Origin of the sequence: Paracoccus sp. NSM, assembly GCF_052379855.1 — a bacterium.
GTDB lineage: Bacteria > Pseudomonadota > Alphaproteobacteria > Rhodobacterales > Rhodobacteraceae > Paracoccus.
Genome location: NZ_JBQTCG010000004.1, coordinates 148,001 through 173,949, shown reverse-complemented (window position 1 = coordinate 173,949; position 25,949 = coordinate 148,001). Strand labels below are relative to the sequence as shown.

At 65.6% G+C, this 25,949-nt stretch carries 25 protein-coding genes; 13 read left to right on the top strand and 12 right to left on the bottom strand.

Annotated elements, in window-relative coordinates:
• Positions 1-3: 3 nt before the first annotated feature.
• A complete protein-coding gene (locus tag ACTZWU_RS09040) occupies positions 4-696 on the bottom strand; it encodes a hypothetical protein (RefSeq protein ID WP_444737023.1) in 693 nt (230 codons plus the stop codon).
• 449 nt (positions 697-1,145) lie between these two features.
• Here ACTZWU_RS09040 and ACTZWU_RS09035 point away from each other — a divergent pair, with 449 nt between their 5' ends.
• A complete protein-coding gene (locus tag ACTZWU_RS09035) occupies positions 1,146-2,450 on the top strand; it encodes an AAA family ATPase (protein WP_444737022.1) in 1,305 nt (434 codons plus the stop codon).
• A complete protein-coding gene (locus tag ACTZWU_RS09030; protein WP_444737021.1) occupies positions 2,447-3,556 on the top strand; it encodes a ParB/RepB/Spo0J family partition protein in 1,110 nt (369 codons plus the stop codon). Before ACTZWU_RS09035 ends, ACTZWU_RS09030 begins: the two co-directional genes overlap by 4 nt.
• Before the next feature lie 169 nt (positions 3,557-3,725).
• Here ACTZWU_RS09030 and ACTZWU_RS09025 read toward each other — a convergent pair whose 3' ends face one another.
• The 9 genes from ACTZWU_RS09025 to hpbA form a co-directional block, all read right to left on the bottom strand.
• Positions 3,726-4,337 carry a LysE/ArgO family amino acid transporter gene (locus tag ACTZWU_RS09025; RefSeq protein ID WP_444737020.1) on the bottom strand — a complete coding sequence of 204 codons (612 nt, stop codon included), beginning with the start codon at positions 4,335-4,337 and terminating at the stop codon, positions 3,726-3,728.
• Between the two features lie 338 nt (positions 4,338-4,675).
• The gene (locus ACTZWU_RS09020) at positions 4,676-4,939 is read right to left on the bottom strand and encodes a hypothetical protein (RefSeq protein ID WP_444737019.1); all 264 of its coding nucleotides are present in this window, start codon (positions 4,937-4,939) and stop codon (positions 4,676-4,678) included.
• A gap of 463 nt (positions 4,940-5,402) precedes the next feature.
• Positions 5,403-6,647 carry a mannonate dehydratase gene (gene uxuA, locus ACTZWU_RS09015; RefSeq protein WP_444737018.1) on the bottom strand — a complete coding sequence of 415 codons (1,245 nt, stop codon included), beginning with the start codon at positions 6,645-6,647 and terminating at the stop codon, positions 5,403-5,405.
• On the bottom strand, positions 6,644-7,744 hold the full coding sequence (locus tag ACTZWU_RS09010) for an L-idonate 5-dehydrogenase (protein WP_444737017.1): 1,101 nt from the start codon (positions 7,742-7,744) through the stop codon (positions 6,644-6,646). The genes uxuA and ACTZWU_RS09010 overlap by 4 nt, the downstream gene beginning before the upstream one ends.
• A gap of 7 nt (positions 7,745-7,751) precedes the next feature.
• Positions 7,752-9,029 carry a TRAP transporter large permease gene (locus ACTZWU_RS09005; RefSeq protein WP_444737016.1) on the bottom strand — a complete coding sequence of 426 codons (1,278 nt, stop codon included), beginning with the start codon at positions 9,027-9,029 and terminating at the stop codon, positions 7,752-7,754.
• On the bottom strand, positions 9,029-9,529 hold the full coding sequence (locus tag ACTZWU_RS09000; RefSeq protein ID WP_444737015.1) for a TRAP transporter small permease: 501 nt from the start codon (positions 9,527-9,529) through the stop codon (positions 9,029-9,031). Before ACTZWU_RS09000 ends, ACTZWU_RS09005 begins: the two co-directional genes overlap by 1 nt.
• Positions 9,530-9,577: 48 nt before the next feature.
• Positions 9,578-10,543, bottom strand: coding sequence for a TRAP transporter substrate-binding protein (locus tag ACTZWU_RS08995; RefSeq protein ID WP_444737014.1), 966 nt, complete (start codon positions 10,541-10,543; stop codon positions 9,578-9,580).
• Between the two features lie 44 nt (positions 10,544-10,587).
• Positions 10,588-11,268: a GntR family transcriptional regulator gene (locus tag ACTZWU_RS08990; RefSeq protein WP_444737013.1), complete on the bottom strand. Its 681-nt coding sequence runs from the start codon at positions 11,266-11,268 to the stop codon at positions 10,588-10,590.
• Positions 11,269-11,490: 222 nt separating this feature from the next.
• Positions 11,491-13,527 (bottom strand): N-methyl-L-proline N-demethylase HpbA, encoded by a 2,037-nt coding sequence (gene hpbA / locus ACTZWU_RS08985; RefSeq protein WP_444737012.1) that lies wholly within the window; start codon positions 13,525-13,527, stop codon positions 11,491-11,493.
• Between the two features lie 144 nt (positions 13,528-13,671).
• Between hpbA and ACTZWU_RS08980 the strand changes: the two genes are divergently transcribed.
• From ACTZWU_RS08980 to ACTZWU_RS08930, 11 genes are all read left to right on the top strand, one after another.
• Positions 13,672-14,325, top strand: coding sequence for a TetR/AcrR family transcriptional regulator (locus tag ACTZWU_RS08980; RefSeq protein WP_444737011.1), 654 nt, complete (start codon positions 13,672-13,674; stop codon positions 14,323-14,325).
• A 171-nt stretch (positions 14,326-14,496) separates the two neighbouring features.
• Entirely contained in the window at positions 14,497-15,339 is an 843-nt protein-coding gene (locus ACTZWU_RS08975; protein ID WP_444737010.1) for a PaaX family transcriptional regulator C-terminal domain-containing protein, read from the top strand.
• 146 nt (positions 15,340-15,485) lie between these two features.
• Complete coding sequence (gene pcaF / locus ACTZWU_RS08970) at positions 15,486-16,691, top strand: 3-oxoadipyl-CoA thiolase (RefSeq protein ID WP_444737009.1); 1,206 nt, start codon at positions 15,486-15,488, stop codon at positions 16,689-16,691.
• Positions 16,692-16,705: 14 nt separating this feature from the next.
• A complete protein-coding gene (gene paaA / locus ACTZWU_RS08965) occupies positions 16,706-17,692 on the top strand; it encodes a 1,2-phenylacetyl-CoA epoxidase subunit PaaA (RefSeq protein WP_444737008.1) in 987 nt (328 codons plus the stop codon).
• Positions 17,693-17,742: 50 nt separating this feature from the next.
• A complete protein-coding gene (gene paaB / locus ACTZWU_RS08960) occupies positions 17,743-18,027 on the top strand; it encodes a 1,2-phenylacetyl-CoA epoxidase subunit PaaB (RefSeq protein WP_304617216.1) in 285 nt (94 codons plus the stop codon).
• A complete protein-coding gene (gene paaC, locus ACTZWU_RS08955; RefSeq protein WP_444737007.1) occupies positions 18,027-18,884 on the top strand; it encodes a 1,2-phenylacetyl-CoA epoxidase subunit PaaC in 858 nt (285 codons plus the stop codon). The genes paaB and paaC overlap by 1 nt, the downstream gene beginning before the upstream one ends.
• A 4-nt stretch (positions 18,885-18,888) precedes the next feature.
• On the top strand, positions 18,889-19,407 hold the full coding sequence (gene paaD / locus ACTZWU_RS08950) for a 1,2-phenylacetyl-CoA epoxidase subunit PaaD (RefSeq protein WP_444737006.1): 519 nt from the start codon (positions 18,889-18,891) through the stop codon (positions 19,405-19,407).
• Between the two features lie 12 nt (positions 19,408-19,419).
• Positions 19,420-20,496, top strand: coding sequence for a 1,2-phenylacetyl-CoA epoxidase subunit PaaE (paaE, locus tag ACTZWU_RS08945; protein ID WP_444737005.1), 1,077 nt, complete (start codon positions 19,420-19,422; stop codon positions 20,494-20,496).
• Entirely contained in the window at positions 20,486-21,235 is a 750-nt protein-coding gene (locus ACTZWU_RS08940) for a Phenylacetic acid catabolic protein (protein WP_444737004.1), read from the top strand. The genes paaE and ACTZWU_RS08940 overlap by 11 nt, the downstream gene beginning before the upstream one ends.
• 31 nt (positions 21,236-21,266) lie before the next feature.
• Complete coding sequence (paaZ, locus tag ACTZWU_RS08935; protein ID WP_444737166.1) at positions 21,267-23,321, top strand: phenylacetic acid degradation bifunctional protein PaaZ; 2,055 nt, start codon at positions 21,267-21,269, stop codon at positions 23,319-23,321.
• Entirely contained in the window at positions 23,318-23,932 is a 615-nt protein-coding gene (locus tag ACTZWU_RS08930) for an acyltransferase (protein ID WP_444737003.1), read from the top strand. The genes paaZ and ACTZWU_RS08930 overlap by 4 nt, the downstream gene beginning before the upstream one ends.
• On the opposite strand, the gene ACTZWU_RS08925 is transcribed toward ACTZWU_RS08930, so the two are convergent.
• Complete coding sequence (locus ACTZWU_RS08925; RefSeq protein ID WP_444737002.1) at positions 23,916-24,515, bottom strand: TetR/AcrR family transcriptional regulator; 600 nt, start codon at positions 24,513-24,515, stop codon at positions 23,916-23,918. The two genes, ACTZWU_RS08930 and ACTZWU_RS08925, sit on opposite strands and share 17 nt — an antisense overlap.
• Positions 24,516-24,624: 109 nt before the next feature.
• Positions 24,625-25,935 (bottom strand): phenylacetate--CoA ligase PaaK, encoded by a 1,311-nt coding sequence (paaK, locus tag ACTZWU_RS08920; protein ID WP_444737001.1) that lies wholly within the window; start codon positions 25,933-25,935, stop codon positions 24,625-24,627.
• Positions 25,936-25,949: the final 14 nt, after the last annotated feature.

The following is a 25,949-nucleotide window of genomic DNA, read 5'->3' as shown; positions in this document are numbered from 1 at the left end:
GCCCTAGGGCGCTTCGATCCGCAGGCTGCGGAGGGCGGGGTCGAGCCTGCGCCCCGCCATTTCAAGCCGCCCCATCAGATGCGTTCGCAGATAAGTCGCGTGAAAGCGCGAGGGCGCGGCGAGGGTCAGCACGCCCTCGGCCAGATCAACCTCGATCAGGGGCGCAAACCAGGCGCCGTAGATCACCGCATCCTCGGCATGCAGGACCGACCGCATCCGCCCCCACAGCCCCGGCTCGGATGAAGGAACGGTCTTGCGAAACGGAACGACATTGGCGTCCGGCTGGGGAACTGCGTTCCCCTCGCCACCGCGCTCGGCCATCCGTGCGACGTAATCCTCGCCGATATTGGGCCAGGCCGGGCGCGTATCCAGCAGGATCCGCTCCAGATCGAGGCCCAGTACCGACACCCTGCCCCGCGCCCCCTGCCGTTTGACGCGCAGCCAACCCATCGCGCGCAGCTGCGCCATGTCGCGCTTCACCGTTCGCTCGTCCACGCACCAGAGACGCGCTATCTCTCGCTGACCCATGCATAATTCGTCGCGTTGCCAGTTATAGCGGGTGGTGATCAGGGCCATGAGACGCAGGACCAGTCGTTGCGCGACCGGGCCACCGGCCAAGGCATGCGCCATCAGCGCCGACAGGATGTCGTATTTCTTCGCCGCGGCGTCACGCCCGACGGGTTTGATGACCTGCATCTCTGCTCCTGCCCGGTGGCCGGGTTGATCCCTTGGCCGGTTGCTGCTGCGGCGATGTTGAGGGCGCTTTTCAAACGTCTTTCATCGCTCTTCGGTCATTAGCGTCCTGAAACACGATTCTGTCAAGCAGATTGCCGGAAGCCGCAGGTCATCGTTCCGAAAGGATAAAAGAATCCGGTATTAATGGTATAGGGTGACGCACTGAATGTCCCCTATTTCGACGCTGATGTCACCCAATCGATGGGTGGCCCCCCGGGTTTGTCCCCCATATGCAGCGATTACGACGGCGCTGCGCGGCGTGTGGCAGGTCCTGGTCCAGAGGCGATTCGGGCAGCAATCGCTGGAAAACGCGCCAACTTGGATTCATTCAACAACGCTTTTGCCAAAAGCGCAAATAAGGCGTAAAAGGAAGGCCGGCAGTAATTTGCGTCCTTCAATACAGGCAGATCATGTTTACCCATCAAGACCTCTCACGGTTGCAGGCTCAATCGCTGAAGATGCAGGGCTGGATCCGGCGGCAGACCTTCAGCCCCGCGAATGAGAAGACCCTGCGCCGGTTTTCGAGTTGGGAGGTGGCAGAGCTCATCTTTCGGATGAACCAGTCCACATTTCGCGGCAAGCTCGCGGCCGATCCGAACCTTCCCCTCGGGGAAGTCGAGGAGGATGGCCGCCAAAGGTGGTTCAGCCTTGAAGAGGTGAACGAACTGCGCCGTCGCATCCGCGTCAACAAGAAGTCCCTGATGCCCCCCCGCCCCGAAGGCAAGCGTGCCTTTCGCGCAGCGATAGCCAATTTCAAGGGCGGCGCGGGCAAGAGCACTGTCGCGCTGCACTTCGCCCATGCGGCGGCGCTGGACGGGTATCGGGTCTTGGTTGTTGATTTCGACCCCCAGGCGACGCTGTCACATTCCATGGGTCTGACCGATGTCGGCGAGGACCATACCGTCTGGGGCATCATGGCCCGCGATCTGGAGCGTGAGACCGACCGGATGAACGCGGCGAGCGCCGGTGCCGAGTCCGGGACCGCCCTGCCCCAACGCAAGCTTCCGGCGTCGATCCGCGACATGGGTCTTGGCTCGTTGCGGGTGGCCGACTTCATCAAGCCGACCGCCTGGCCGACGATCGACATCGTTCCCAGCTGCGCGAACGCCGCCTTTGTCGAGTTCGCCAGCGCCCAGTACCGCCATCTCAATCCGGAATGGACCTTCTTTGGCGCGGTGTCGCGGTTCCTCGATTCCCTTGCGGACGACGCCTACGACCTGATCCTGTTCGATTGCCCCCCGGCCATCGGGTATCAGTCGATGAACGCGGTCTTTGCGGCGGACATGCTCTATATCCCCTCCGGCCCCGGTTATTGGGAATACGATTCGACAACCAGCTTCATCGGACAGCTTGCAGAGGCGCTGGAGGATCTGTCCCATGGCTTCGAGAACTTCCCCACGGGGAAGATCGCGCTGCCGAAGGTCTTTGCCGATATCCGCTTCCTCATGACGCGCTATGAGCCTTCGAACGAGCTGCACCAGGCGATGTTCGGCGCCTTTCGGCAGGTGTTTGGCGACAGGGTGGCGCAGCATCCGATCGAGTTGACGCGCGCCGTCGAACAATCCGGGCGTTTTCTCAGCTCGATTTATGAGATTGATTATCGCGAGATGACGCGGGGAACATGGCGTCGCGCGCGCGCGACGTTCGATCAGGCATATGAAGAGTTCAGGGGCCACGTTCTGAGCGCCTGGGCCGAGCAGGAGGGTCAGGCATGAGCCGCAAACGTCGCATGTTTGATATCGATCTGCCGCAGGACGATGTTCCAGACTTCCCCGCAGGGAAGAACGAGGCGCCCCCGCGAGCGGAGCAGCGTCGAGGTCCGATGGCTGCGGCCATCTCGGAAACGGTGGAATCCGCGCGTGACCGGGCCGAGATCGAGGCCAGGATTCGCGCCGAAAACGACGCGCTTGCGCAAGAACATGTCCGTTTGAAGCGTGCAGGCCTGATTACCGACATGATCCCACTGGATGCCATCGATACGCAGAAACTGATCCGCGACCGGCGCCCCATTGCGGATTTCGAACTGGCAGAGCTTGTGGCTTCGATCCGCGAGATCGGCCTGTCGAATCCGATCCGGGTCGAGCCGACCGAAGATGGCCGCTACGAGCTGATCCAGGGCTGGCGCCGCTTGTCGGCCTATCGACAGCTTCTGGACGAAACCGGCGATGCCGAGACCTGGGGCCGGATTCCGGCGGGGATTGCCGCGCGGGGGGATGCGCTGGAAAGCCTCTATCGCCGGATGGTGGACGAGAACATGGTCCGCAAGGACATCTCGTTCGCCGAAATGGCGCAATTGGCCTTGCACTACGCCATGGACCCCCTGACGTCTGAGAGCGACCCCGAAAAGGCGGTGGCGATCCTGTTCAAGTCGGCCGGCTATCAGAAGCGAAGCTATATCCGGAACTTCATCCCGCTGGTCGAGAGGCTCGGCGAGACCCTGATGTATCCGCAGGAAATCCCGCGCGCGCTTGGGCTGGCTTTGGCGCAACGTCTGTCCGACGTGCCGGGCATCGTTGCGGCGATCAAGTCGGAACTGCGTGACTGGGATACGCGGTCGATTACTGACGAGTTGGCCGTGCTGCGCCGCTATGCGGGGCAGGGGGGTGAGATGCCCGAACGCGTAACCGTGCCCAAAACCGGTCCCGAACCGCGCGAGGCGGTCAAAGCAAAGACCAGCTTTCAGCTGCAACGGGCGCAAGGAACGGCCAAGTGCATCGCTGCAGACGGACGCCTCGAGATCCGTCTGGCCCGCGACTTCTCGACCATCGACCGCCGCAAACTGGAAGCGGCGGTCGCGGCTATGCTCGATCAGATAGAGTGACCCTTCCCCGCGGGGAAGCTCCGGCGGCCTTGCCGCCGGAGCTTCGTATCGATGACTCCCAAGTAATCATCATAAACTATGGTTAGTGATGATATGACTTGCAAGTTTGAAGCAATCAAAGCTGCGTCTTGGCTGGGTATTCGCGCCGCTACGGCCGCCTGACAACATGTCAGGCCCCGAGCAAAAGGCCTGCTGCGATCCCCCACATCACCAGCGCGATCACGAATTCCAGCGCCCGCCAGGACGAGGGCCGCGCGAAGACCGGACGCACAAGCGCCGCGCCATAGCCCAGAGCGAAGAAGAACAGGAACGACCCCGACACGGCGCCCGCAGCAAAGGCGAAACGGGCGTCGTCGAACCGGGTCGAGATTGCGCCCAACAGCACGACCGTATCCAGCCAGACATGGGGATTCAGCCAGGTAATCGCCAGGCAGGCGAGGATTGTCCGCCCCGGACCGTCGCTGCTGCGTCGCGCTTCGACGACAAGGGCCGCGTCAGAGGACAGGGCCGAACGCAGGCTGCGTGCGCCATACCAGATCAGGAAGGCCGCACCCGCATAGCGCATCACCTCGGCCAGCCAGGGCAGAAGCGCGGTGATCCGTCCGAATCCTGTCACCCCCAGCACGATCAGGATTGCGTCGGATAGCGCGCAGGTAAGGCAAACCGCCAGAACGTGCTCGCCGCGCAGCCCGTGGCGCAACACGAAAGCGTTCTGCGCGCCGATGGCGATGATCAGGCTGAGCCCAGTCATCAGGCCGACAAGGTAGGGCGAAAGGGTCATGCGGGCTTCCTTATGGCTTCGGCTTTGCCTAGCGCGGCGGCGCGGATTAGACAAACTCAACGGCCTGTCTTTCGCCCACTCATGAGCCGTCAACCAGCACCGTCTCCGCACGGCGTAAGCGCACTCGACGCGGGCACGTGCGTGCTTATCGGGGTTGCGCCCTGACCTCATCCTTCTGCGGATGCGGACCCCGTGATCCAGTTTCGCCCGGACGGCGCGAAACTGGATCACGCTTGTCAGCGTCGGGTCGGCGCGGATCAGGCCGCCCGTGGCGCCGCACGGCGAATGGCTGTCATGCCTGTGAGCCTCGCGGAACCTGGCATCAGAAGGTCGGCCTTTCAATCGAGGCTGATGCCCAGGGGCCGTGCTGTCGAGAAGTCCGAACTGTTCCAGTCACTGTGATCGCGTAGGTTTCGTTCGAGATCAGCGACCTCTCCAACCGCCTGCTTATCGAGGCGTCGGACGACCTCTGCGCCGAACGTCTCGCCGCAATCTCTCTGGGCGAATTGCTTGCTTACCCAATAGAGGCTGTAAATCAGCGCCGCCAAACCCGCGGCCGTCAAACCCAATGAAAGCGGAACAAGTAATGTGACTGCGCACATGGTCATTCCTCCTATCGAACATCCATCCGCCGGATCCGGATGCATGGCGTGTCTAATCGCGTGACTATCAAATCGTAAGGAAAGAATACCAAATAAATACCAATGGTAAAATGGAGCCTATACTTACGATAATAGTGAGCAAAATCAGGGCTATGAGCCGTATCAATGGTATCTTAATGGTATTGTTAGCGCAAGCTGGCGTTTCCAGGGTGCTGGGGATCATCATCAGACCAAGGGTCGAACACCGAGGGCTGCCACGGCAGGGCAGGCGCGATTCTGTCGCCTTGTCGCCCTGGGCAGGCTTCAGAGGAGAACCTTCAGGGCGCCAAAGCGCTGTTCAGAACGGTGGTCGTGGACGATAGCGTCTGTTTGCCGAGCCGAGATCGCCATCCATTTTCAGCGCGGGATGATTCGGCACATGCTCTGGCAGGCGGGGCAGGGGGCCACCGCCTTGCCGCCGCGATCAGAGGGTCTCATCCTTTCTCTGCGCTTGCAGATAACCGGCGGACAGCGGATGGCTGAGCGCGGTCATGATGCCGCGCAGTTCGGCCAGTCCCTTGAGCCGCCCGATGGCCGGATAGCCCGGCTGCGCGCGGTGGTTCAGGTCGTCCAGGATATCCTGCCCGTGATCCGGCCGCATCGGGATCTGCCAGTCGGGACGGCCAGCCTCGCGGCGCCTTTGCTCTTCGGTCAGCACGGCGGCGATGACCGCGACCATGTCGGTATTGCCTTCAAGATGCGCCGCCTCGTGGAACGAGCCGCCCAGCCGCCGCTCTTCCAGCGCGACGTTGCGCAAGTGCAGGAAATGCACCCGGTCGCCCAGCCGCTGCATCATTCCCGGCAGATCATTGTCCGCCCGCGCCCCAAGCGAGCCGGTGCAGAGCGTGATGCCGTTCGCTGGCAGATCCACCGCATCCATCACCGCCTTGTAATCGGCCTCGGTGGACATGATGCGGGGCAGGCCCAGCAGGGGAAAGGGCGGATCGTCGGGGTGGCAGCAGAGGCGCATCCCCAGTTCCTGTGCCAGGGGCGTAACCTCGGCCAGGAAATCGACCAGATGGCCGCGCAGCCGGTCGGCCGGGATGCTGTGATAGCGGGCCAGATGGGTCCTGACGTCCTCCATCGACATGCGCTCGGCCGCGCCGGGCAGGCCAAAGACGACGTTGCCGGCCAGTTCTGCCTTGCGGGCCTCGGACATGTCGGCAAAACGGGCGCGGGCGGCCTCGGTCACTTCGGGGGTGTAGTCATCGGGCGCGCCGTCCCGCTGCAGCAGGAACAGGTCGAACGCGGCAAAGTCGATGGCGTCGAAACGCATGCAGGTCGCGCCGTTCGGCAGGCGCCAGGCCAGGTCGGTGCGCGTCCAGTCCAGGATCGGCATGAAGTTGTAGCAGATCACCTCCAGCCCCGCCTCGCGCAGGTGGCGCATCGAGGTCTTCCAGTTCTCGATGTGGCGCTTCCAGTCGCCGCTCTGGCGCTTGATGTCCTCGGAGACCGGCAGGCTCTCGACCACTTCCCAGGCCAGCCCCGAGGGGGCACCGTCCTTCATCACGGCAAGCTCGGCCTGCCGCTGCGCGATCTCGTCCGGGGTCCAGACCTCGCCCGTGGGGACGTGGTGGAGGGCCGAGACGACCCCCTCGACCCCGGCCTGCATCATGTCGTCGATGGATACGAGGTCCTTGGGTCCGAACCAGCGCCAGGTCTGTCTCATGCGGTCATCTCACTGTCGTCAGGGCCGCTCGCGGCGGCGAATTCAATCTGCACCTTGACCGAGCGGGCGCGGTCGCGGGCCGCGTCGAAGGCCGCCTGCGCCTGCTCGAGGGGATAGGTGCCGGTGATCATCGGGCGCGGATCGATGGCGCCCGACCCGATCAGCTGGACGGCCTCGGCGAATTCGACGTCGAAACGCTGCGAGCCGACGAACAGGATCTCTTTGCCGACCATCACGTTCAGGGGCAGGGCGGTCGGGCCGGCGACGCCGACCTGCACCAGCGTGCCCAAGGGGCGCAGGCAGGACACCGCGTCGGCGATGGCAGGCGCGGCGGCCGAGCATTCGAAGACCAGATCGACCTGGCCCTTGCCTTTGCGCCAGGGGGCCAGCCCTTCGGGATCGGTGCGGGTGTTGATCGCATGGTCGGCGCCCATCCGGCGGGCAACGGCAAGCGTGGCGTCCTGAATGTCGGTGACGAGGATAGTGGCGGCCCCGCGCTGGCGTGCCACCGCGATGCAGAGCGCGCCGATCGGCCCCGCACCCGTGACCAGCACCGTCTTGCCGGTCAGCGGCCCCGACACGTCCTCGGCCCGGCGGGCGGCGTGCAGGCAGACCGCCAGAGGCTCGGCGCAGGCGGCGGCGCCCGGCGCGATTCCGGCAGGCAGCGGGTGGCACTGGCCGGCGCCGATCACCATGCGGTCGCGGAACATGCCCTGCTGGTGGGGCAGATACATGGCCGAGCCCTTGAACTTCATCGCGGTGCAGTGCCGTTCCAGTCCCTGCTGGCAGAATTCGCAGGCTCCGCAGGGATGCGAGGGGTTCATCGCCACAAGCTGGCCCACCGAAAGCCCGGCGACGCCCGCGCCCAGTGCCGCGATCCGCCCCGCGGCCTCGTGCCCCAGGATGATCGGTTCACGCACCCGGATCGTGCCGATCCCGCCCTCCAGCCAGTAATGCAGGTCCGAGCCGCAGATGCCGCCAGCCATGACGGCGACAAGCACCTCTCCGGGGCCGGGGGTTTCGGCGGTTCGGGTTTCGAGCCTCAGGTCGTCCTGCGCGTGCAGGCAGACGACGCGGTTGGTGTGGGTCACGGTCATGTGGGCCTCAGGGCATCAGCGTGTTGGGCAGCCAGGTCGACAGGGCGGGGATGTAGCTGACCAGCAGAAGGACGATGATATTGGTGATGATATAGGGCGTGATCGCGCGGATCACCGGCGACAGGGGCAGCCGCGCGATGTTCGACGCGACGAACAGACACACGCCCACCGGTGGTGTCGTCAGTCCGATCATCAGGTTCAGGACCGCAAAGACCGCGAAATGCAGCGGGTCGATCCCGACGGCGGCTGCCAGTGCCTGCAAGGGCACGAACAGGATTATCAGCGCGGCGATCGTCTCCATGAACATGCCGACGAACAGCAGCAGCAGGTTGATCAGCAGGATCACGATGATCTTGTTCTGGGTGACGGACAGGACGCCGTCGGCCAGCATCTGGGGGATACGTTCGGCCACCAGGATCCAGCCGAAGACGTTCGCGGTGCCCACCAGCACCAGGATCCCGGCCGAGCTGATGGCACTGTTGACGATGATGCCGGGGATGCGCCGCAAAGGCAATTCGCGATAGACGAACAGCCCGACGATCGCGGCATAGAGGCTGGCCACGACGGCGGTTTCGGTGGGGGTGGTGATGCCGATCAGCAGCCCGCCCACGATCATCACCGTCATCGCGATCGCCCAGACCGCGCCGGTGAACGAGGACAGCAGCTCGCGCACGCCCTGCCACGGCTCGCGCGGAAAGTTGCGGCGGCGGGCGATGAAGTATGTGGCGATCATCATCATGCCGCCCAGCATCAGGCCCGGCACCGCGCCCGCCAGGAACAGCTTGCCGACCGACAGGCCGGACAGAGAGCCGACGATGATCATCGGCACGCTTGGCGGGATCATCGGCCCGACGGTCGAGGACGCCGCCGTCACCGCCGCCGCGAAGGGCGCGGGATAGCCGACCTTCTTCATGCCGGGGATCATCATCCCGCCGACCGAGGCGACGTCGGCCACCGCCGTGCCCGAGACGCCGCCGAACAGCATCGAGGCGGCGATATTGGCCTGCGCCAGCCCGCCGCGCATCCAGCCGACAAGGGCGTTGGCAAAGCGCACGATCCGCTCGGTGATGCCGCCCGCGTTCATCAGGTTGCCCGCCAGGATGAAGCCCGGGATGCACAGCAGCACGAAGCTGTCCATCCCTGCATACATCTTCTGCGGAATCACGACCAGCGGGATGTCGGCAAACAGCAGGTAAGCCATCGAGGACAGGCCAAGCGTGACGGCCACCGGCAGCCCGATGACAAGGCCCAGCACGAACGTGCCCAGAAGCAGCGCAAGGCCCATCAATGGTCCTCCGAGGTGGGGATCGGGCGGCCGTCATGCCGGCTGGTCAGCATCTCCAGCACGCGCAGCAGCGCCCAGAGTGCGAGGGTGACGAAAAGCACGATGACCGAGGCGTGGATGAAATCCATCCGCCAGCCAAGCGACGGCGCGGTCTGGCGCGCCCCGATCGCGGTATAGGCCCAGGCCGCCGGCAGCAGCGCAAGCGCGAAGCCCGCCGTGATCACGGCCGAGACCAGACGCAGCACGAAGGGTCCCCGGCCCGGCAGGCTCTCGCAGATGAGATCGACGTTGACCATGTCGCCGCTGCGCAAGGCCAGCCCCGCCCCGAGCGCCGCGATGAAGATCAGGCAGAAGCGTGTCAGCTCTTCGGTCCAGACGGGCGCGGTGCTGAGAAAGGTGCGCGAGAACACCTGAAGCAGGACCGAACCCATCAGGATCATGAAAGCCGCAAAGATCAGCAGCCGGCAGAAGCCTTCCAGCCGCTTGAACGCCTTGGTCATCATCCCCTCCCACGAAAGAGGCCCCGCCGCGGGGCGGGGCCCGGTTGATCAGCGGTTGAAGATCTCTTCCGCGACGGGGCGGATCTCGGCCGCGACGGCGCCGAGCACGGCATCACGTGCGGCTTCGGCAAAGGCGGCCTGATCGACATCGTGGAAGGTCACGCCACGGCCTTCCAGATCGGCGACCAGCGCTTCTTCGTCCGCCAGGAACAGCTCGCGCTCGTAGGTCTGGGTGCGGGCGGCGGCCTCCATCAGCGCGGCCTGGTCATCCTCGGACAGGCGGTCCCAGCTGCGTTCCGAGATGGCCAGGTAGATCCAGGACCGGACATGCTCGGTCCGGTTCACGACGCGCTGGACCTCGTAGAAGCCGCCTGACTTGAACAGGGCCAGCGGGTTTTCCTGCCCCTCGATGGTGCCGTTCTGCAGCGAGGTGAACACCTCGGAGAAGGCCATCGGCGTCGGGTTCGCGCCAAGCGCCTGCCAGGCGGCCACGAACAGCGGCACGTTCGGCACCCGCAGCTTGAAGCCGTTCAGGTCGGCGGGGGTGGTGATCTCGCGGTTGGCCGACAGGTTGCGCGGGCCGCGGGCGAAATAGGTCAGCGGGCGGATGTCGGCCTTCTCGATGATCTCGGCTTCGATCCGGTCGCCGATCTCGCCCGAGGCGACCTCGTCCATGTGCTCAAGCGACTGGTAGGCGTAGGGCAGGGCCAGCAGCGCGGCCGTGGGCGCCCAGTTCTGCAGGCTTTCCCCGGTGATGGTCATGTCGGCGGTGCCAAGCTGCATGCCGTTGATCAGGTCGATCTCCTTGCCGAGCGATTCGTTGGGGTAGATCTCGACCGCGACGCGGCCTTCGGTCAGGGTGTCCACCTCTTCGGCGAACTTCACGACGGCCTTGTGCCAGATGTTGTCCTCATTTGCGAGGTGGCCGAGCTTCAGCGTCACCTCCTGCGCCATCGCGGCGCCGCCCAGAACGGTCAGCGCGCAGGACGCCAGAAATCCGGTGATCGTGTTCATCGTCATTATCCTCCTCCAAGGATCAAGGCGCCGGTGGTCCGGCATCAAAGAAAGTATTCGGGACGTTCCTGCTTGATCACGGGCAGGTCCCGCAGGATGCCCTGCAGATGCAGGCGCAGCTGCTGCTCTGCCGTTGCGCCGTCTCCGGCCGCGATGGCATCAACAATCGCCTGATGCTGCGCAACCAGCCTGTCGACCGGGAAATGCATGCTGGACAGGACGCGCACCCGGTCCATCTGAGCCTTCATCTCGACCACGACCTGCCAGGCGCGCTCTTTGCCGGCGCCCTCGGCCAGAGTCCGGTGAAAGGTTTCGTCGGCCTCGATGAAGTCGCGCGCCGAGCCGCCGACCAGCTGCTGCTGAGCCACAAGCTGGCGTCGGAGATCTGCGATCATCGCCGGGTCGGGCGCTGCGACCAGCAGCTTGACGATGTCGGCCTCGACCGCCTCGCGCACGAAGCGCGCGTCCATCACATGCGGCAGCGAGATCTTGGCGACGAAGGTGCCGCGCTGCGGGCGGATATCCAGAAGGCTCTCGTTCGCCAGCTTGATGAAGGCTTCGCGGACCGGTTGGCGGCTGACCCCGTAGGTCAGCGCAACCTCGGCCTCGGACATCCGCGTGCCGGGGGTGAGGATGTTGTTGATGATCGCGACGCGCAACCGTTCGACCAGCTGATCCACGACGCTCACGAACTTTGGCTGGATCGCTTCACCCGGTTCCAACATCTTCTCCTGCTCTCCATGCTACCATACTACCATCCCCACTGCCGTGTCACGCAGTATTTTCGGCTGCCGCTCTGGCGCAGCACGATCAGGATCTGACTGGCGCGATTGCTGCAGAACGCTGGCCGAACCGGCCAGCGAAAAGGGCCCGCTCTCGACGGACTGCACATGCCGCCCCGTTGCCGTCGCATCATGCGACGGCAACGGGGGTTCTTCCGCTGACGGTCAGAGATCCTTTGTCAGCCGCAACGCGTCGTAAATGGCTGCATGAGTGTTGCGCGCGGCCACCGCGTCACCGATCCGCCAGAGGCGGAAGCCGGACCCGGGCTGCCCTGCCTCGGGTTGGGTCCTGCCTGCCACCAGCGCCTCGTAATCGACCTCGCCGAGGTTGCGGGACAGCGGCTTGAGGTCGAAATACAACTCATCCAGCGGCCGGGTGCCGTGATTCACCACGACCTGATCGACCAGCCGTTGCCGTGTCATGTCGCCATAGTCGCTGCCAAGCGTGGCCCGCAGCTGATTGCCCTCGCGCGAAACCGAGATCAGCCGCCAGGTTACCGTGAAGGTGACGTCCCGCCGCTGGAGGCTGCGCATGTAAGGCACGAGGTTCATCGCCATGACCTCGGGCGCGAAGCTGCGGTCCGGGGTCACGATCTCGACCGCCGCCCCCGTCGCGGCAATGACATCGGCGGCCTGCAGCGCTGCGTGATCGCCGGCGTCGTCAAAGATCAGGACATTCGCGCCGGGCTTCACATCACCCGACAGGATGTCCCAGGCCGAGCAGGTCAGCTCGTTTCCCGTCGCCAGCACCTCGGTATGCGGCAGCCCGCCGGTGGCGATGATGACCTCATCCGGATCTGTGGCCAGAACGGCATCGGCATCGGCGAGGGTGTTGAAGTTGAAGGTGACGCCGTGCTTCTGGCACATCGCCATCCGCCAGGAGATGATCGAGATCATCTCGCGCCGCCGCTCTTGCCGGGCGGTCAGGCGGACCTGTCCGCCGGGTTGGTCGGCGGCCTCGAAGACGGTGACCTTGTGTCCGCGCGCGGCGGCGACGCGGGCGGCCTCCAGCCCTGCCGGTCCGGCCCCGACGATGGTGACGCGGCGCGGCGCCGGTGCGGGCGGGATGTCGTGCGGCATCGTCTCTTCGCGGCCGGTCGCCGCGTTGTGCAGGCAGAAGGCCATGCCGCCCTGATAGATGCGGTCGAGGCAGTAATTCGCGCCGACACAGGGCCGGATATCGTCCTCGCGCCCCTCGATCACCTTTCTGACCAGATGTGGGTCGGCCATATGCGCCCGAGTCATTCCCACCATGTCCAGAAGGCCTGAGGCGATGGCATGGCGCGCCGTCGCCACGTCCGGGATCTTGGCGGCGTGGAAGGTCGGAAAGCCGGTCGCGCGCCGGATCTGGCCGGCAAAGTCCAGATGCGGCGCGTTTCGCATCCCCTGCACGGGAATGAGGTCGGTCAAGCCCGCATCCGTGTCGATATGGCCGCGCACCACGTTCAGGAAATCAACCAGCCCGCTGTCCCTGAGCAATTGCGACACGCGCAGGCCCTCGGCCTCGGTCATCCCGCCGGGCAGGACCTGATCGCCCGTGTAGCGCAGCCCGATGATGAAGTCCGGGCCGCAGCGCTCTCGGATCGCACCCAGCACCTCGGTCGTAAAGCGCAGCCGGTTCTCGAGGCTGCCGCCGTAAGGCGCCTCAAGATCGTTCGTCAGGGGCGACCAGAACTGTTCGAGCAGGTGGCCATAGGCTTCCAGCTCGATCCCATCGACGCACGCCGCCTTCATGCGCTCGGCGGCATCGGCGAAATCGGTTTTGATGCGGGCGAGGTCCCAGTCCTCCAGCCGCTTGGGAAAGGCCCGGTGCGCGGCCTCGCGCTCGTCGCTGGGGGCCAGCACGGGCAGCCAGTCGCCCTTGTCCCATCGCGTGCGCCGGCCCAGATGGGTCAGCTGGATCATCACCGCCGCGCCGTGGTCGTGGCACTCGTCCACCAACTGCTTCATCCAGCCGACGACCTCGTCCTTCCAGGCGAGAATGTTGTTGAAGACCGGCGGGCTGTCGCGCGAGACCGCCGCCGAACCGGCCGTCATGGTCAGCGCGACCCCGGCCTTGGCCCGCTCGGCATGATAGGCCCGGTAGCGCCCCTTGGGCATCCCGTCCTCGGGATAGGCAGGCTCGTGGCTGGTGATCATGATCCGGTTGCGAAGGGTGAGATGCTTCAGCTGGAAGGGCTGCAAAAGGGGATCTTGCGCCATAAGGAACTGCCTTTTCTGTGAAACCGGGACCAGAAGAATGGAAATGTTCACAGGCGTCAAGAAAGAGATACGGAGGTGTCTGGTTGCTGATCTGGCACGCACATTTCCTTTGCAGCCGTCGGCGGTGCCGAATATGGTTTCGACATGACCGAACATTCCCAACCCGCAAGCGGATGGCGGGGCTCGCGAGACGGCTGGCTGGAGGCGGGTTACAAGGCCCTGATCGAGAACGGCGTCGATGCCGTGAAGATCATGCCGTTGGCCAGGCAGCTGGGCTTGTCGCGGACCAGCTTCTACTGGTTCTTCGAGGATCGCGAGGCGCTGCTGGCCGCGCTGCTGGACGGATGGGCCGCCCGCACGACCGAGCCCCTGGTCGCGGCGACGCGGCAATATGCCGAGACGCAGGCCGAGGCGATGCTGAACGTGATCGGCTGCTTCGTGTCACCGGACACCTTCGATTCCCGGCTTGAATTTGCGATCCGCAGCTGGGCGCTGCAGGATCAGGACGTCATGCGCCGGGTCGAGGCTGCCGATACAGCGCGCCTTGCGGCTCTGACGGCCATGGTGCGGCGATGGGGGCACAAGCCCGATGTGGCCGATGTCCGCGCCCGCGCCATCTACCTTGTTCAGATCGGCTATATCTCGATGCAGGCAGAGGAGGATCTTCAGACGCGTCTCGCGCGCATCCCGACCTATGTCGAGATCTACACCGGCACTGCGCCAGAGCCTCGGGAAATGGCGCGGTTCATTGCGCAGCTTCGGGGCGTCGAGGGAATTTCAGAAAAAAGTTCGGGATAGCAGCGTGCGGACCTGCGCGTTACGGACATCTGTCCGATGGTCTTGCGGGCTTTGCGCGGGCTCGCGTGATCGTCTTGTGTCCCAAAGGCGCTGGAGTTGCTGAGCCTTGCGGTTGTCCCGCCCCTCGCGATAGGCCAGAAGCAGCCCGGACCAGCTGACGGAGACATGCCGATGGACATGCCGGAGCGCTTTTGCGGCGCCGCCCTTGCGCAGGCACTGGATGTCGCCGCGCCCGGCTTCATCGTGACCGTCTATGGCGATGTCGTCGTTCCGCGCGGCGAGGTTCTGTGGATGGGCAGCCTGATCGAGACCTGCGCCCGGCTTGGCATCAGCGAGAACCTTGTCCGCACGGCGGTCTCTCGTCTGGTCGCCTCGGGGCGGTTGCAGGGCGAACGGCAGGGTCGGCGCAGTTTCTACCGGCTGGCCCCTGCGGCGCGGGCGGAATTCGCGGCCGCGACGCGGCGGCTTTACGACCGGGCGGCACGGCCTCGGGGGTGGATGCTGCTGGCGGTCGATGATGTGCCCGATCTGATCCGGCGGCGGTTTCACATGGCCGCGGCGGGGGGCTCGTGCTGGCTGGCGCCGGATTGGGGCGCGATGCCGCCCGGTGCTCGGCTGATCCTGCGCGTGGCCGATGATGACCCCGAGGCTATGCCGGGCCTGGCCGGGTTCTGGGATCTGGCCGGATTGGCCGCGCGCTATGACGCGTTCCTGGCGCAATTCGCGCGGGTGGCGGACGGGCTGGCGGGGGGCGATGTCGCTGCGGCCGATGCGCTGACGCTGCGGCTGCTGCTGGTTCATGCCTATCGGGGCGCGGTCCTGCGCGATCCCTTCCTGCCCGAGGCGCTGTTGCCTGCAGACTGGTCGGGCAGCGCGGCGCGGGTCCTGTTCCGCGATCTCTATCTGCGGTTGACGCCCATGGCCGCGCCCGCCATCGCCGCGCTAGAGGACATGGCGGGCCATCTTGCCGCAGAGACCGAGGAAAGTCGCAGCAGGATCAGTATGTTGCGCTGATCCGTGCGCCGTTCCGACGCGCGCTGCGTCTTGAAACATTACGGATCAGCGTCAAAATTGCTTTGACGTGTAATGTTTCTGGTGTATCACTGACCGAGCGGTCGATGAATAATCGCTGCCGGGGGACGAATCGGAGGAATTCTGGAATGCAAGACGCCTTCATCTGCGACGCCGTGCGCACGCCCATCGGGCGCTATGGCGGGGCCCTGGCCTCGGTCCGGGCGGACGATCTGGCCGCGCTGCCGCTTCGCGCGCTGATGGAGCGCAATCCGGGCGTCGACTGGTCGGCCGTCGATGACCTGATCTATGGCTGCGCCAATCAGGCGGGCGAGGATAACCGCAATGTGGGTCGCATGGCCGTGCTGCTGGCAGGGATGCCGGTCGGCGTGCCGGGGACTACGGTGAACCGTCTTTGCGGGTCGGGGATGGATGCGGTCGGTATGGCCGCGCGCGCCATCAAGGCGGGCGATTGCGATTTCGTCATCGCGGGCGGGGTCGAAAGCATGACCCGCGCGCCCTTCGTGATGCCCAAGGCCGAAAGCGCGTTTTCCCGCGCCAATGCGGTTTACGACACGACGATCGGCTGGCGCTTTCCGAACCCGGCGCTGAAGAAGATCTACGGCACCCATTCGATGCCGGAAACCGCCGACAACGTGGCCGAGGATTACGGCATCAGCCGCGCCGATCAGGACGCCTTTGCCGCCCGCAGCCAGGCGCGTTGGGCCGCAGCCCAACAGGCCGGGATCTTCGCGACGGAAATCGTGCCGGTCCATGTGCCGCAGAAAAAGGGCGACCCGGTCGTCTTTGATACCGACGAACATCCGCGCCCCGGCACCTCGGTCGAACAACTGGCGCGCCTGAAAGGCGTGAACGGCCCCGACCTGACGGTGACGGCCGGGAATGCCTCGGGGGTGAATGACGGCGCGGCGGCGCTGGCGATCCTGTCCGAACAGGCCGCGCGCGCGCAAGGGCTGACGCCCAAGGCCCGCATCGTCGCCATGGCCGCCGCGGGCGTCGAGCCGCGCGTGATGGGCTTTGGCCCCGCTCCGGCGGTCCGCAAGGTTCTCGCCCGCGCCGGTCTTACGCTGGACCAGATGGATGTGGTAGAATTGAACGAGGCCTTTGCCGCGCAGGCGCTGGCTGTTCTGCGCGATCTGGGCCTGCCTGATGATGCGCCGCATGTGAACCCTCATGGCGGCGCCATCGCTCTGGGTCATCCTCTTGGCATGTCGGGCGCCCGGCTTGTCACCACCGCCATGTATCACCTGCACCGCACCGGCGGACGCTATGCGCTTTGCACCATGTGCATCGGCGTCGGTCAGGGCATCGCCATCATCATCGAACGGGTCTGAAGGGAACGCACGCCATGTATGCACAGCTTGTCAAATCCGAAGGCGCCAAATCGCGCGAAGAGATGTCGCCCGAAGAGATCGCCTTTCAGGAGCGGATCGACCGGAACGAAAAGATCGAGCCGAAGGAATGGATGCCCGAGGGCTATCGCAAGACGCTGATCCGCCAGATCGGCCAGCACGCGCACAGCGAAATCGTGGGCCAGCTGCCCGAGGGCAACTGGATCACCCGCGCCCCCACGCTGGAGCGCAAGGCGATCCTGCTGGCCAAGGTCCAGGACGAGGCGGGGCATGGCCTCTATCTCTATTCCGCAGCCGAGACGCTTGGCGTCAGCCGCGACGAGCTGCTGGAGAAGCTGCATTCCGGCAACATGAAATATTCGTCGATCTTCAACTATCCGACCCTGACCTGGGCCGATATGGGCGCGGTGGGCTGGCTGGTCGACGGCGCAGCCATCATGAACCAGGTGCCGTTGCAGCGCACCAGTTACGGCCCCTACAGCCGCGCCATGATCCGCATCTGCAAGGAGGAATCCTTCCACCAGCGGCAGGGCTACGACATCATGATGAAGATGTGCGCGGGCACGCCGGAACAGAAGGCGATGGCGCAGGATGCGCTGAACCGGTTCTGGTATCCCTCGCTGATGATGTTCGGCCCGTCCGACAAGGATTCGGTCCATTCCGCGCAATCGATGGCGTGGAAGATCAAGATGAACACCAATGACGAGCTGCGTCAGAAATTCGTCGATCAGACCGTGCCGCAGGCCGAGTATCTGGGCCTGACCATCCCCGACGAGAACCTGAAATGGAACGAGGAGAAGGGCGGCTATGATTTCAGCGAGCCCGACTGGTCCGAGTTCTTCGCCGTCATCGCCGGCAACGGCCCCTGCAATGCCGAACGGCTTGGCGCCCGCGTCAAGGCCTGGGAGGACGGGGCATGGTTCCGTGACGGGCTGATGGCGCATGCCGAAAAGGCGCGCAGCCAGCGCATCGCCGCCGAATAGACACGGGGGCGCGCGCCGCCCCCTTTTTGCCAGATCATCGGGAGGAACCCATGTCCAGCGAATGGCCCCTTTGGGAAGTTTTCATCCGCGGCCAGCACGGCCTGAACCATCGCCATGTCGGCAGCCTGCACGCGCCTGACGCCGAAATCGCGATCCGCCACGCCCGCGACGTCTATACGCGCCGCAACGAGGGCGTCTCGATCTGGGTCGTGCCGTCGAACGCGATCACGGCCTCCAGCCCGTCGGAAAAGGGGCCGCTGTTCGAGCCGTCGAACGCCAAGGTCTATCGGCACCCGACCTTTTTCGACATTCCCGAAGAAGTGGGGCATATGTGATGCCCTCGCTGCCTGACGTGATGACCCCCGAGGTCGAGAAACTCGCCGCCGCGCAGGCGGGGCAGGGGGCGCCCGCCCCGCAGGACCAGACGCGCGATGCGTTGTTCGAATGGCTGCTGCGGACGGGCGACAATGCCCTGATCCTGGGCCATCGCGTGTCGGAATGGTGCGGCCATGCCCCCGCGCTGGAGGAAGACATCGCGCTGGCCAACCAGGCGCTGGACCTGATCGGGCAATGCCAGCTGTGGCTGGGCCTTGCCGGAGAGGTCGAGGGCAAGGGGCGAACCGCCGACAACATTGCCTATCTGCGCGACGCGGGCGCCTTCCGCAACCTGCTGCTGGTGGAACGGCCGAACGGTGATTTCGGCCACACGCTGATGCGGCAGTTCCTGTTCGACGCGTTCCATATCGAATTGCTGGATGCCGCCGCCGCCTCTCCCGATGCCCGCATCGCCGAGATCGCGGCCAAGGCCAGAAAAGAGGTCGCCTATCATCTGGAACGCTCGGCCGATCTGGTGATCCGGCTTGGCGACGGCACCGCTGAAAGCCATGACCGGATGCAAAAGGCGCTGGACGCGCTCTGGTCCTATACGGGCGAGATGTTCCACGACGACGCCGATGACCGGGCGCTGGCCGAGGCGGGCGTGATCGCAGCCCCCTCTTCCCTGCGCGCGGGCTGGGACCGGAATGTGGGACAGGTCATGGCCGAGGCGACGTTGCGCCTGCCCGGCGATGTCTGGCAGCACGGCCTGACCGGCGCGGGCGGCGGCAAGCGCGGCGTTCACAGCGAGCATCTGGGCTATATCCTGGCCGAGATGCAGTTCCTCCAGCGCGCCTATCCGGGCGCGACCTGGTAACGCCATGCAGGTCGCGCCCGATACCGCACAGGTCTGGGACTGGCTGGCCCAGGTGCCGGACCCCGAAATACCGGTCATCTCGCTGACCGATCTGGGCATCATCCGTGACGTGGCCTGGCAGGGCGACACGCTGGTCGTCACGGTCACGCCCACCTATTCGGGCTGCCCCGCGACCGGCATCATCAACCTGGACATCGAGACCGCCCTGCGCGCCCATGGCATCGAAAAGCTGGAGCTGAAGCGTCAGCTGTCGCCGCCCTGGACGACCGACTGGATCACGCAGGAAGGCCGCGAGAAGCTGCGCGCCTATGGCATCGCGCCGCCCATCGACGGGACGGCGGCGGATGGGCGGCTGGCGGGGCGCATCTCGCGTCTGGCGGGCACGTCCAATCTGGTGATCGCCTGCCCGCGCTGCGGATCGAACGCGACGGAAAAGGTCAGCCAGTTCGGCTCGACCCCGTGCAAGGCCAGCTATCGCTGCACCGACTGCCTGGAACCCTTCGACTATTTCAAATGCATCTGAGGAACGCACCCAATGGCACGCTTCCATCCCCTGACAGTGACCGAGGTGCGGCGCGAGACGCGTGACGCGGTGGTCGTGACGCTGGCGCCCCGCCCCGAGGACCGCGCGCTGTTCGATTTCACCCAAGGCCAGTATCTGACCTTTCGCCGCGATTTCGACGGCGAGGAATTGCGCCGCAGCTATTCGATCTGCGCGGGCCTCGACGAGGGCTGTCTGCGCGTCGGCATCAAGCGCGTCGATGGCGGCGCGTTTTCGACCTGGGCCAACGAGAACCTCGCGCCCGGCGACCTGATCGAGGCGATGCCGCCGATGGGCCGGTTCTTCACGGCGCTGGATGCCGAGACCGCGCGGCATTATCTGGGCTTTGCCGGCGGGTCGGGCATCACGCCGCTTCTGTCGATCATCAAGACGGTCCTGGCGCGCGAGCCTGCATCGCGGTTCACGCTGGTCTATGCCAACCGCCAGATCAGCACGATCATGTTCCGAGAGGAGCTTGAGGATCTGAAGAACCTCTATCTGGGCCGCCTTTCGGTGATCCATGTGCTGGAACAGGAGGGGCAGGAGATCGACCTCTTCACCGGCCGCATCGACGCCGAGAAGATGGCGCATCTGTTCAGCGCCTGGATCGATCCGAAATCGGTGGACACGGCCTTCATCTGCGGCCCCGAGCCGATGATGCTGGCCATCGCTGCCAGCTTGCGCGACCACGGCCTGTCCGACGATCGCATCAAGTTCGAGCTGTTCGCCAGCAGCCAGCCGGGCCGCGCCAAGGCCCGCGCCGTGTCCGCCAGCGCCATCCCCGAAGGCGAGGGCGTTTCCGCCACCGTCACGCTGGACGGCACGACCCGCGCCCTGACCCTGCCGCGTTCGGGGCAGTCGATCCTGGACGCGGCCTTGGCCGCCGACATGGACGCGCCCTATTCCTGCAAGGCGGGCGTCTGTTCCACCTGCCGCTGCAAGGTGCTGGAGGGCGAGGTCGAGATGGCCGTGAACCACGCGCTTGAGGATTACGAGGTCCGGGCGGGCTATGTCCTGTCCTGCCAGGCCTTCCCCGTCAGCCAGAAGGTGGTGGTCAGCTATGACGAATGACGTGATGCAGGTCGAGGAATACCTGGCCCAAGGGGGCGTGCTGACCGCGCCGGGCAATGTGCCCGCGCGCTATCGCGGCGAATTGCTGCGCCTGATGGGGTCCTTCGTGGACAGCCAGCTTGCGGCCTCGGCCGGGTTCGCGGGCGCGATCAACTGGGCGCCCGGCATCAAGGAACGCATCGCCGCCAGCCGGATCACGCTGGAAAAGGCCGATCACGCGGAACGCGTGCTGGCCGTGATGGGCGATTTCGGCACCGACACGGCGCGCTATCAGCGCCAGCATGACTGGGCCGCCCGCGTGGCCCGCGACGCCGATCTGGGGCCTGCGCGCCAATCGGGCGACATGCGGCTGTCGGTCTTTCACTATCCGCTGTCCGGCTGGACCGATGCGGTGGTGATGAACGTCCTGCAAGGTCTGGCGACGGGCGTGCAGATGACGGAACTGACCCGCATCTCTTACGCTCCGCTGGCCGAGGTCTTCCGCGAGATCGCCCCGCGCGAGGCGCGTCATGCCGCGCTTGGCCTTGAAGGTCTGGCGCGTCTGGCCGCCACCGACGAACAGGGCGCCCGCGCCAGCATCGCCTATTGGACACCGCGCGTGGCGGCTGGCTTCGGCCTGTCGGGCTCGGCGCGCTTCGCGACCCTGGCGCAGATGGGCCTGCGGCGGCGTGACAATGACGCGCTGCGCGCGGAATGGCAGGCGCTGCTGGCCGCGAAACTGGCCGAATGCGGCCTGTAAGACGATACAGAAAAAGGACAAGACCATGAGCATGACAGCCCCCCGCCGCCTGGAAAGCCTGATCGGCGGCCGCTGGATCCGGGGCGACCGCGAGGGTCAGCCCCTTCTGGACGCGGCGACCGGCGAATTGGTCGCCCATATCGACGCGACCGGACTGGATATGGCGCATGCGCTGGACTGGGGCCGCCGCACCGGCGGGCCTGCCCTGCGGGCGATGTCGTTTCACGACCGCGCGGCGATGCTCAAGGCGCTTGGCCTCGCGCTGATGGCCCGCAAGGAGGAGTTCTACACCGAAAGCTATCGCACGGGCGCGACCCGTGCCGATGGCTGGGTGGATATCGAAGGGGGCATCGGCACGATGCTGACCTTCGCCTCGAAGGGGCGGCGCGAATTGCCCAATACGCGCGTGCTGACCGATGGCGATGTCGAACCTCTGTCCAGGGATCACAGCTTTTCCGCCCAGCACATTCTGACGCCGTTGCAGGGCGTCGCGGTGCATATCAACGCCTACAACTTCCCGGTCTGGGGGATGCTGGAAAAGGTCGCGCCCGCGCTGCTGGCGGGGATGCCCTGCATCGTCAAACCCGCGTCCCAGACCGCCTATCTGACCGAGACGGTCGTGCGCGCGATCCACGCGACCGGCATCCTGCCCGAAGGCGCGCTGCAACTGATCTGCGGCTCGGTGGGTGATCTGCTGGATCACGTCACCGGCCAGGATGTCGTGACCTTCACGGGTTCGGCCTGGACGGGTCGCAAGCTGCGCGCGCACAAGGCGATCGTCGAGAACTCGACCCGCTTCACGATGGAGGCCGACAGTTTGAACGCCTCGATCCTGGGGCCGGATGCGGGGCCGGGGACGCCGGAGTTCGACCTGTTCGTGCGCGAGGTCGCGCGCGAGATGACCACGAAGGCGGGGCAGAAATGCACCGCGATCCGCCGCGTGATGGTGCCCGCCGCCCATATCGACGCCCTGCAGGACGCGCTGGCCGCGCGTCTGGCCAGCGCGACGCTTGGCCTGCCCGATGCCGAGGGCACGCGGATGGGGCCGCTGGCCAGCCGCGATCAGCGCGACGAGGTCCGCGCCCGCATCCGCGAATTGCAGGCCGTGGCGCGCATCGTGGCGGGCGACCCGGACGCCGTGCCCGAGGGGCTGGAGGAAGGGGCCTATCTGGCGCCCGTGCTGCTGCGCGCCGACGATCCGTCGAACGCGCAAGCGGTCCATGATTGCGAGGCTTTCGGCCCCGTCGCCACGCTGCTGCCCTATGAGGGCACCGAACAGGCGGTCGCGCTGGCGGCGATGGGCAAGGGCTCGCTGGTGTCGTCGCTGTTCACCAATGATCCGGGGTTGGCCGAGGAGGTCGTGCTGGGTCTTGCGCCCTATCATGGCCGGGTGCTGATCGGGAACCGCGCCTCGGCCAAATCCTCGACCGGGCATGGCTCGCCGCTGGCGGCTCTGGTCCATGGCGGTCCGGGCCGTGCAGGCGGCGGCGAGGAGCTGGGCGGCATGCGCGCGGTCAGGCACTACATGCAGCGCACCGCCGTTCAGGGCGCACCGACGCTGCTGTCGGCCGTGACCGGGCGCTGGTCCGAAGGGGCCGAGGCGCGGTCGGGCATCCATCCCTTCCGCAAGTCGCTGGCCGAACTGCGTATCGGGGATCAGCTTGTCACCGCCGCCCGCGAGGTCACGCAAGAGGATGTCGAACATTTCGCGCACTTCACCGGCGACACGTTCTACGCGCATATGGACAGCGATGCCGCCCGCGCCAACCCGTTCTTTGACGACCGCGTGGCGCATGGCTATCTGATCGCCAGTTTCGCGGCGGGGCTGTTCGTCGATCCGGCCCCCGGCCCGGTTCTGGCCAATTACGGCGTGGACCACATGCGCTTCCTCGCGCCCGTCTATTTCGGCGACACGCTGCAGGTCCGCCTGACCTGCAAGGAGATCAACCCCCGCGCCAATGCCGAACATGGCGAGGTGCGGTGGGATTGCCAGGTTACGAAACAGGACGGGACGGTGGCCGCGCAGTATGACGTGCTGACCATGGTTGCCAAGACCTGGGGCAGCCAGGCGCAGGCGGCGGAATGAGCCTCTGGTCCTGGGACGGTATCCGGCCCGCGATCGATCCTGCGGCCTTCGTGCATCCCGATGCGACGGTGATCGGCGACGTGATCGTGGGGGCAGGGGTCTATGTCGGCCCCGGCGCCGTCCTGCGTGGCGATTTCGGGCGGATCGTGCTCGAGACGGGCTGCAACGTGCAGGAGACCTGCGTGGTCCATTCCTTCCCCGGCAAGGATGTCGTGGTCGAGGCGGGCGGCCATGTCGGTCATGGTGCGGTCCTGCATGGCTGCCGGGTGGAGCGCAACGCGATGATCGGCATGAATGCCGTGGTGATGGACGAGGCCGAGATCGGCGCCAATGCCATCGTCGCCGCCATGGCCTTCGTCAAGGCGGGGGCGCAGATCCCGGCAGGGGCGCTGGCGGTCGGATCGCCTGCCAAGGTCGTGCGGATGCTGACCGAGGCCGAGATCGACTGGAAGACCCGCGGCACCGCGATCTATCAGCGCCTCGCGCTGGAGGCGCGCGACCGTATGGCGCCCACTACCGCGCTGGACGCGCCAGAGCCCGACCGCCGCCGCGCCGAGGCGCCGGAATACGACCCGCTGCTGATCGAGCGGCGGCTTAGCGCACCGACTTGATGCCTTCGAGGATCAGGGTCGTGGCCACGTCGGCGTAATCCTCGCGCGAGATGCGGCCGCCATCCTTGAACCACATATAGACCCAGTTCATCATGCCGAAGAGCGACATGGTGACGGGCATCAGCAGGGGCCTTTCACGGTCGTTCAGGCCGGGATTGATCTGGTCCAGCACCAGCGAGAAACGCCGCACGATGGCGCGTTCCAGCGCGGTGACCTGCGCCTTCTGGTCATCCGACAGGGCGGCCGTGGCGTTCAGCTGGACCTTGTGCTGGTTGTCCGCGCCCCGGTAATTCTCCAGCACCGCGCCGACGAGGCGGCGCAACCTCTGATCGGGGGGCAGGGCAGGGTCGTCGGCTTCCTCGATCGAGGCGTCGAGTTCCTCCAGATGGGTGGTGATGATCGCGAAGATCAGCGCGTCCTTGCTGGGGTAGTAGTGATAAAGCAGCGCCTTTGACACCTGCGCGCGGGCCGCGACCTGCGCCATGGACGCCTTTTCCATGCCCTGTTCGGCAAAGACCTCGGCGGCGGTGTCAAGGATGACGCGTTGTTTCTCTTCGAAATCCTGTGCGCGGGTTCGGGCCATGGTGGTGTGCGTCCTCAAGGATCGTCGCAGAAGAAAGGGGGCGGTTCGGCCCCCTTTTCGGATTTAGCCTGTGGTCGGGGCGGTGTCATCCACCCCGCAGGTCGTGGGCTCAGGCCTTGGGGCGGTTGTCCAGAACGCGCTTGGCCTTGCCTTCGGAACGGGCAATCGCGTTCGGGTCGCGAATCTCGATCCGGGTCGAGACGCCGACCACCGACTTGATGTGATGGGCCAGTTCCTTGGCGGATTTCGCGCGCGCGTCCTCGGTTGCCATCTCGGGGGTGCATTCGACATGGACAATCATGTTGTCCATGCGGCCCGCGCGGTTCAGCTCGATCTGGAAATGAGGGGCAAGCCCTTGGCATTTCAGGATCTGTTCCTCGATCTGGGTCGGGAAGACGTTGACGCCGCGCAGGATGATCATGTCGTCGCTGCGCCCGGTGATCTTTTCGATCCGCCGCATCGACCGCGCCGTGCCGGGCAGAAGCCGCGTCAGGTCGCGGGTGCGGTAGCGCACCATCGGCAGACCTTCCTTGGTCAGCGTGGTAAAGACCAGCTCGCCCATCTGGCCGTCGGGCAGCACCTCGCCCGTCACCGGGTCGATGATCTCGGGGTAGAAGTGGTCTTCCCAGATATGCAGCCCGTCCTTGGTTTCCACGCATTCCTGCGCGACGCCGGGTCCCATCACCTCGGACAGGCCGTAGATGTCCACGGCCTGCATGTTGAACGCCTGCTCGATTTCCTCGCGCATGGCGTTGGTCCAGGGTTCGGCGCCGAAGATGCCTACCTCGAGGCTGCTTTCGCGCGGGTCGAGGCCCTGGCGGCGGAACTCGTCCAGGATCGACAGCATGTAGCTGGGCGTGACCATGATGATGCGCGGCTTGAAATCGTCGATCAGCGTCACCTGGCGTTCGGTCATCCCGCCCGAGATCGGCACGACCGTGCAGCCAAGCCGTTCGGCGCCGTAATGCGCGCCAAGCCCGCCGGTGAACAGGCCATAGCCATAGGCGTTGTGCAGGATGTCGCCCGGACGCCCGCCCGCCGCCCGGATGGACCGCGCGATCAGGTTCGCCCAATTGTCGATGTCGCTGGCGGTATAGCCCACCACGGTCGGCTTGCCGGTCGTGCCGGACGAGCCGTGGATGCGGACCAGCTTCTCGCGCGGGACGGCGAACATGCCGAAGGGATAGGTGTCGCGCAGGTCCTGTTTCACCGTAAAGGGAAACTTGGCGATGTCGGCCAGCGTCTTCAGATCCTCGGGGTGGACGCCATGCGCGTCAAAGCGCGCGCGGTAGAAATCCGAGTTCTCATAGCAATGCTTCAGCGACCGCTTCATGCGGTGGAATTGCAGCGCCTCGATTTCGTCGCGCGAGGCGATCTCGATCGGGTCCAGGCTGTCCTTCGGCGGGGTCAGGTGTTCCAAGATGTCCTCCCTCG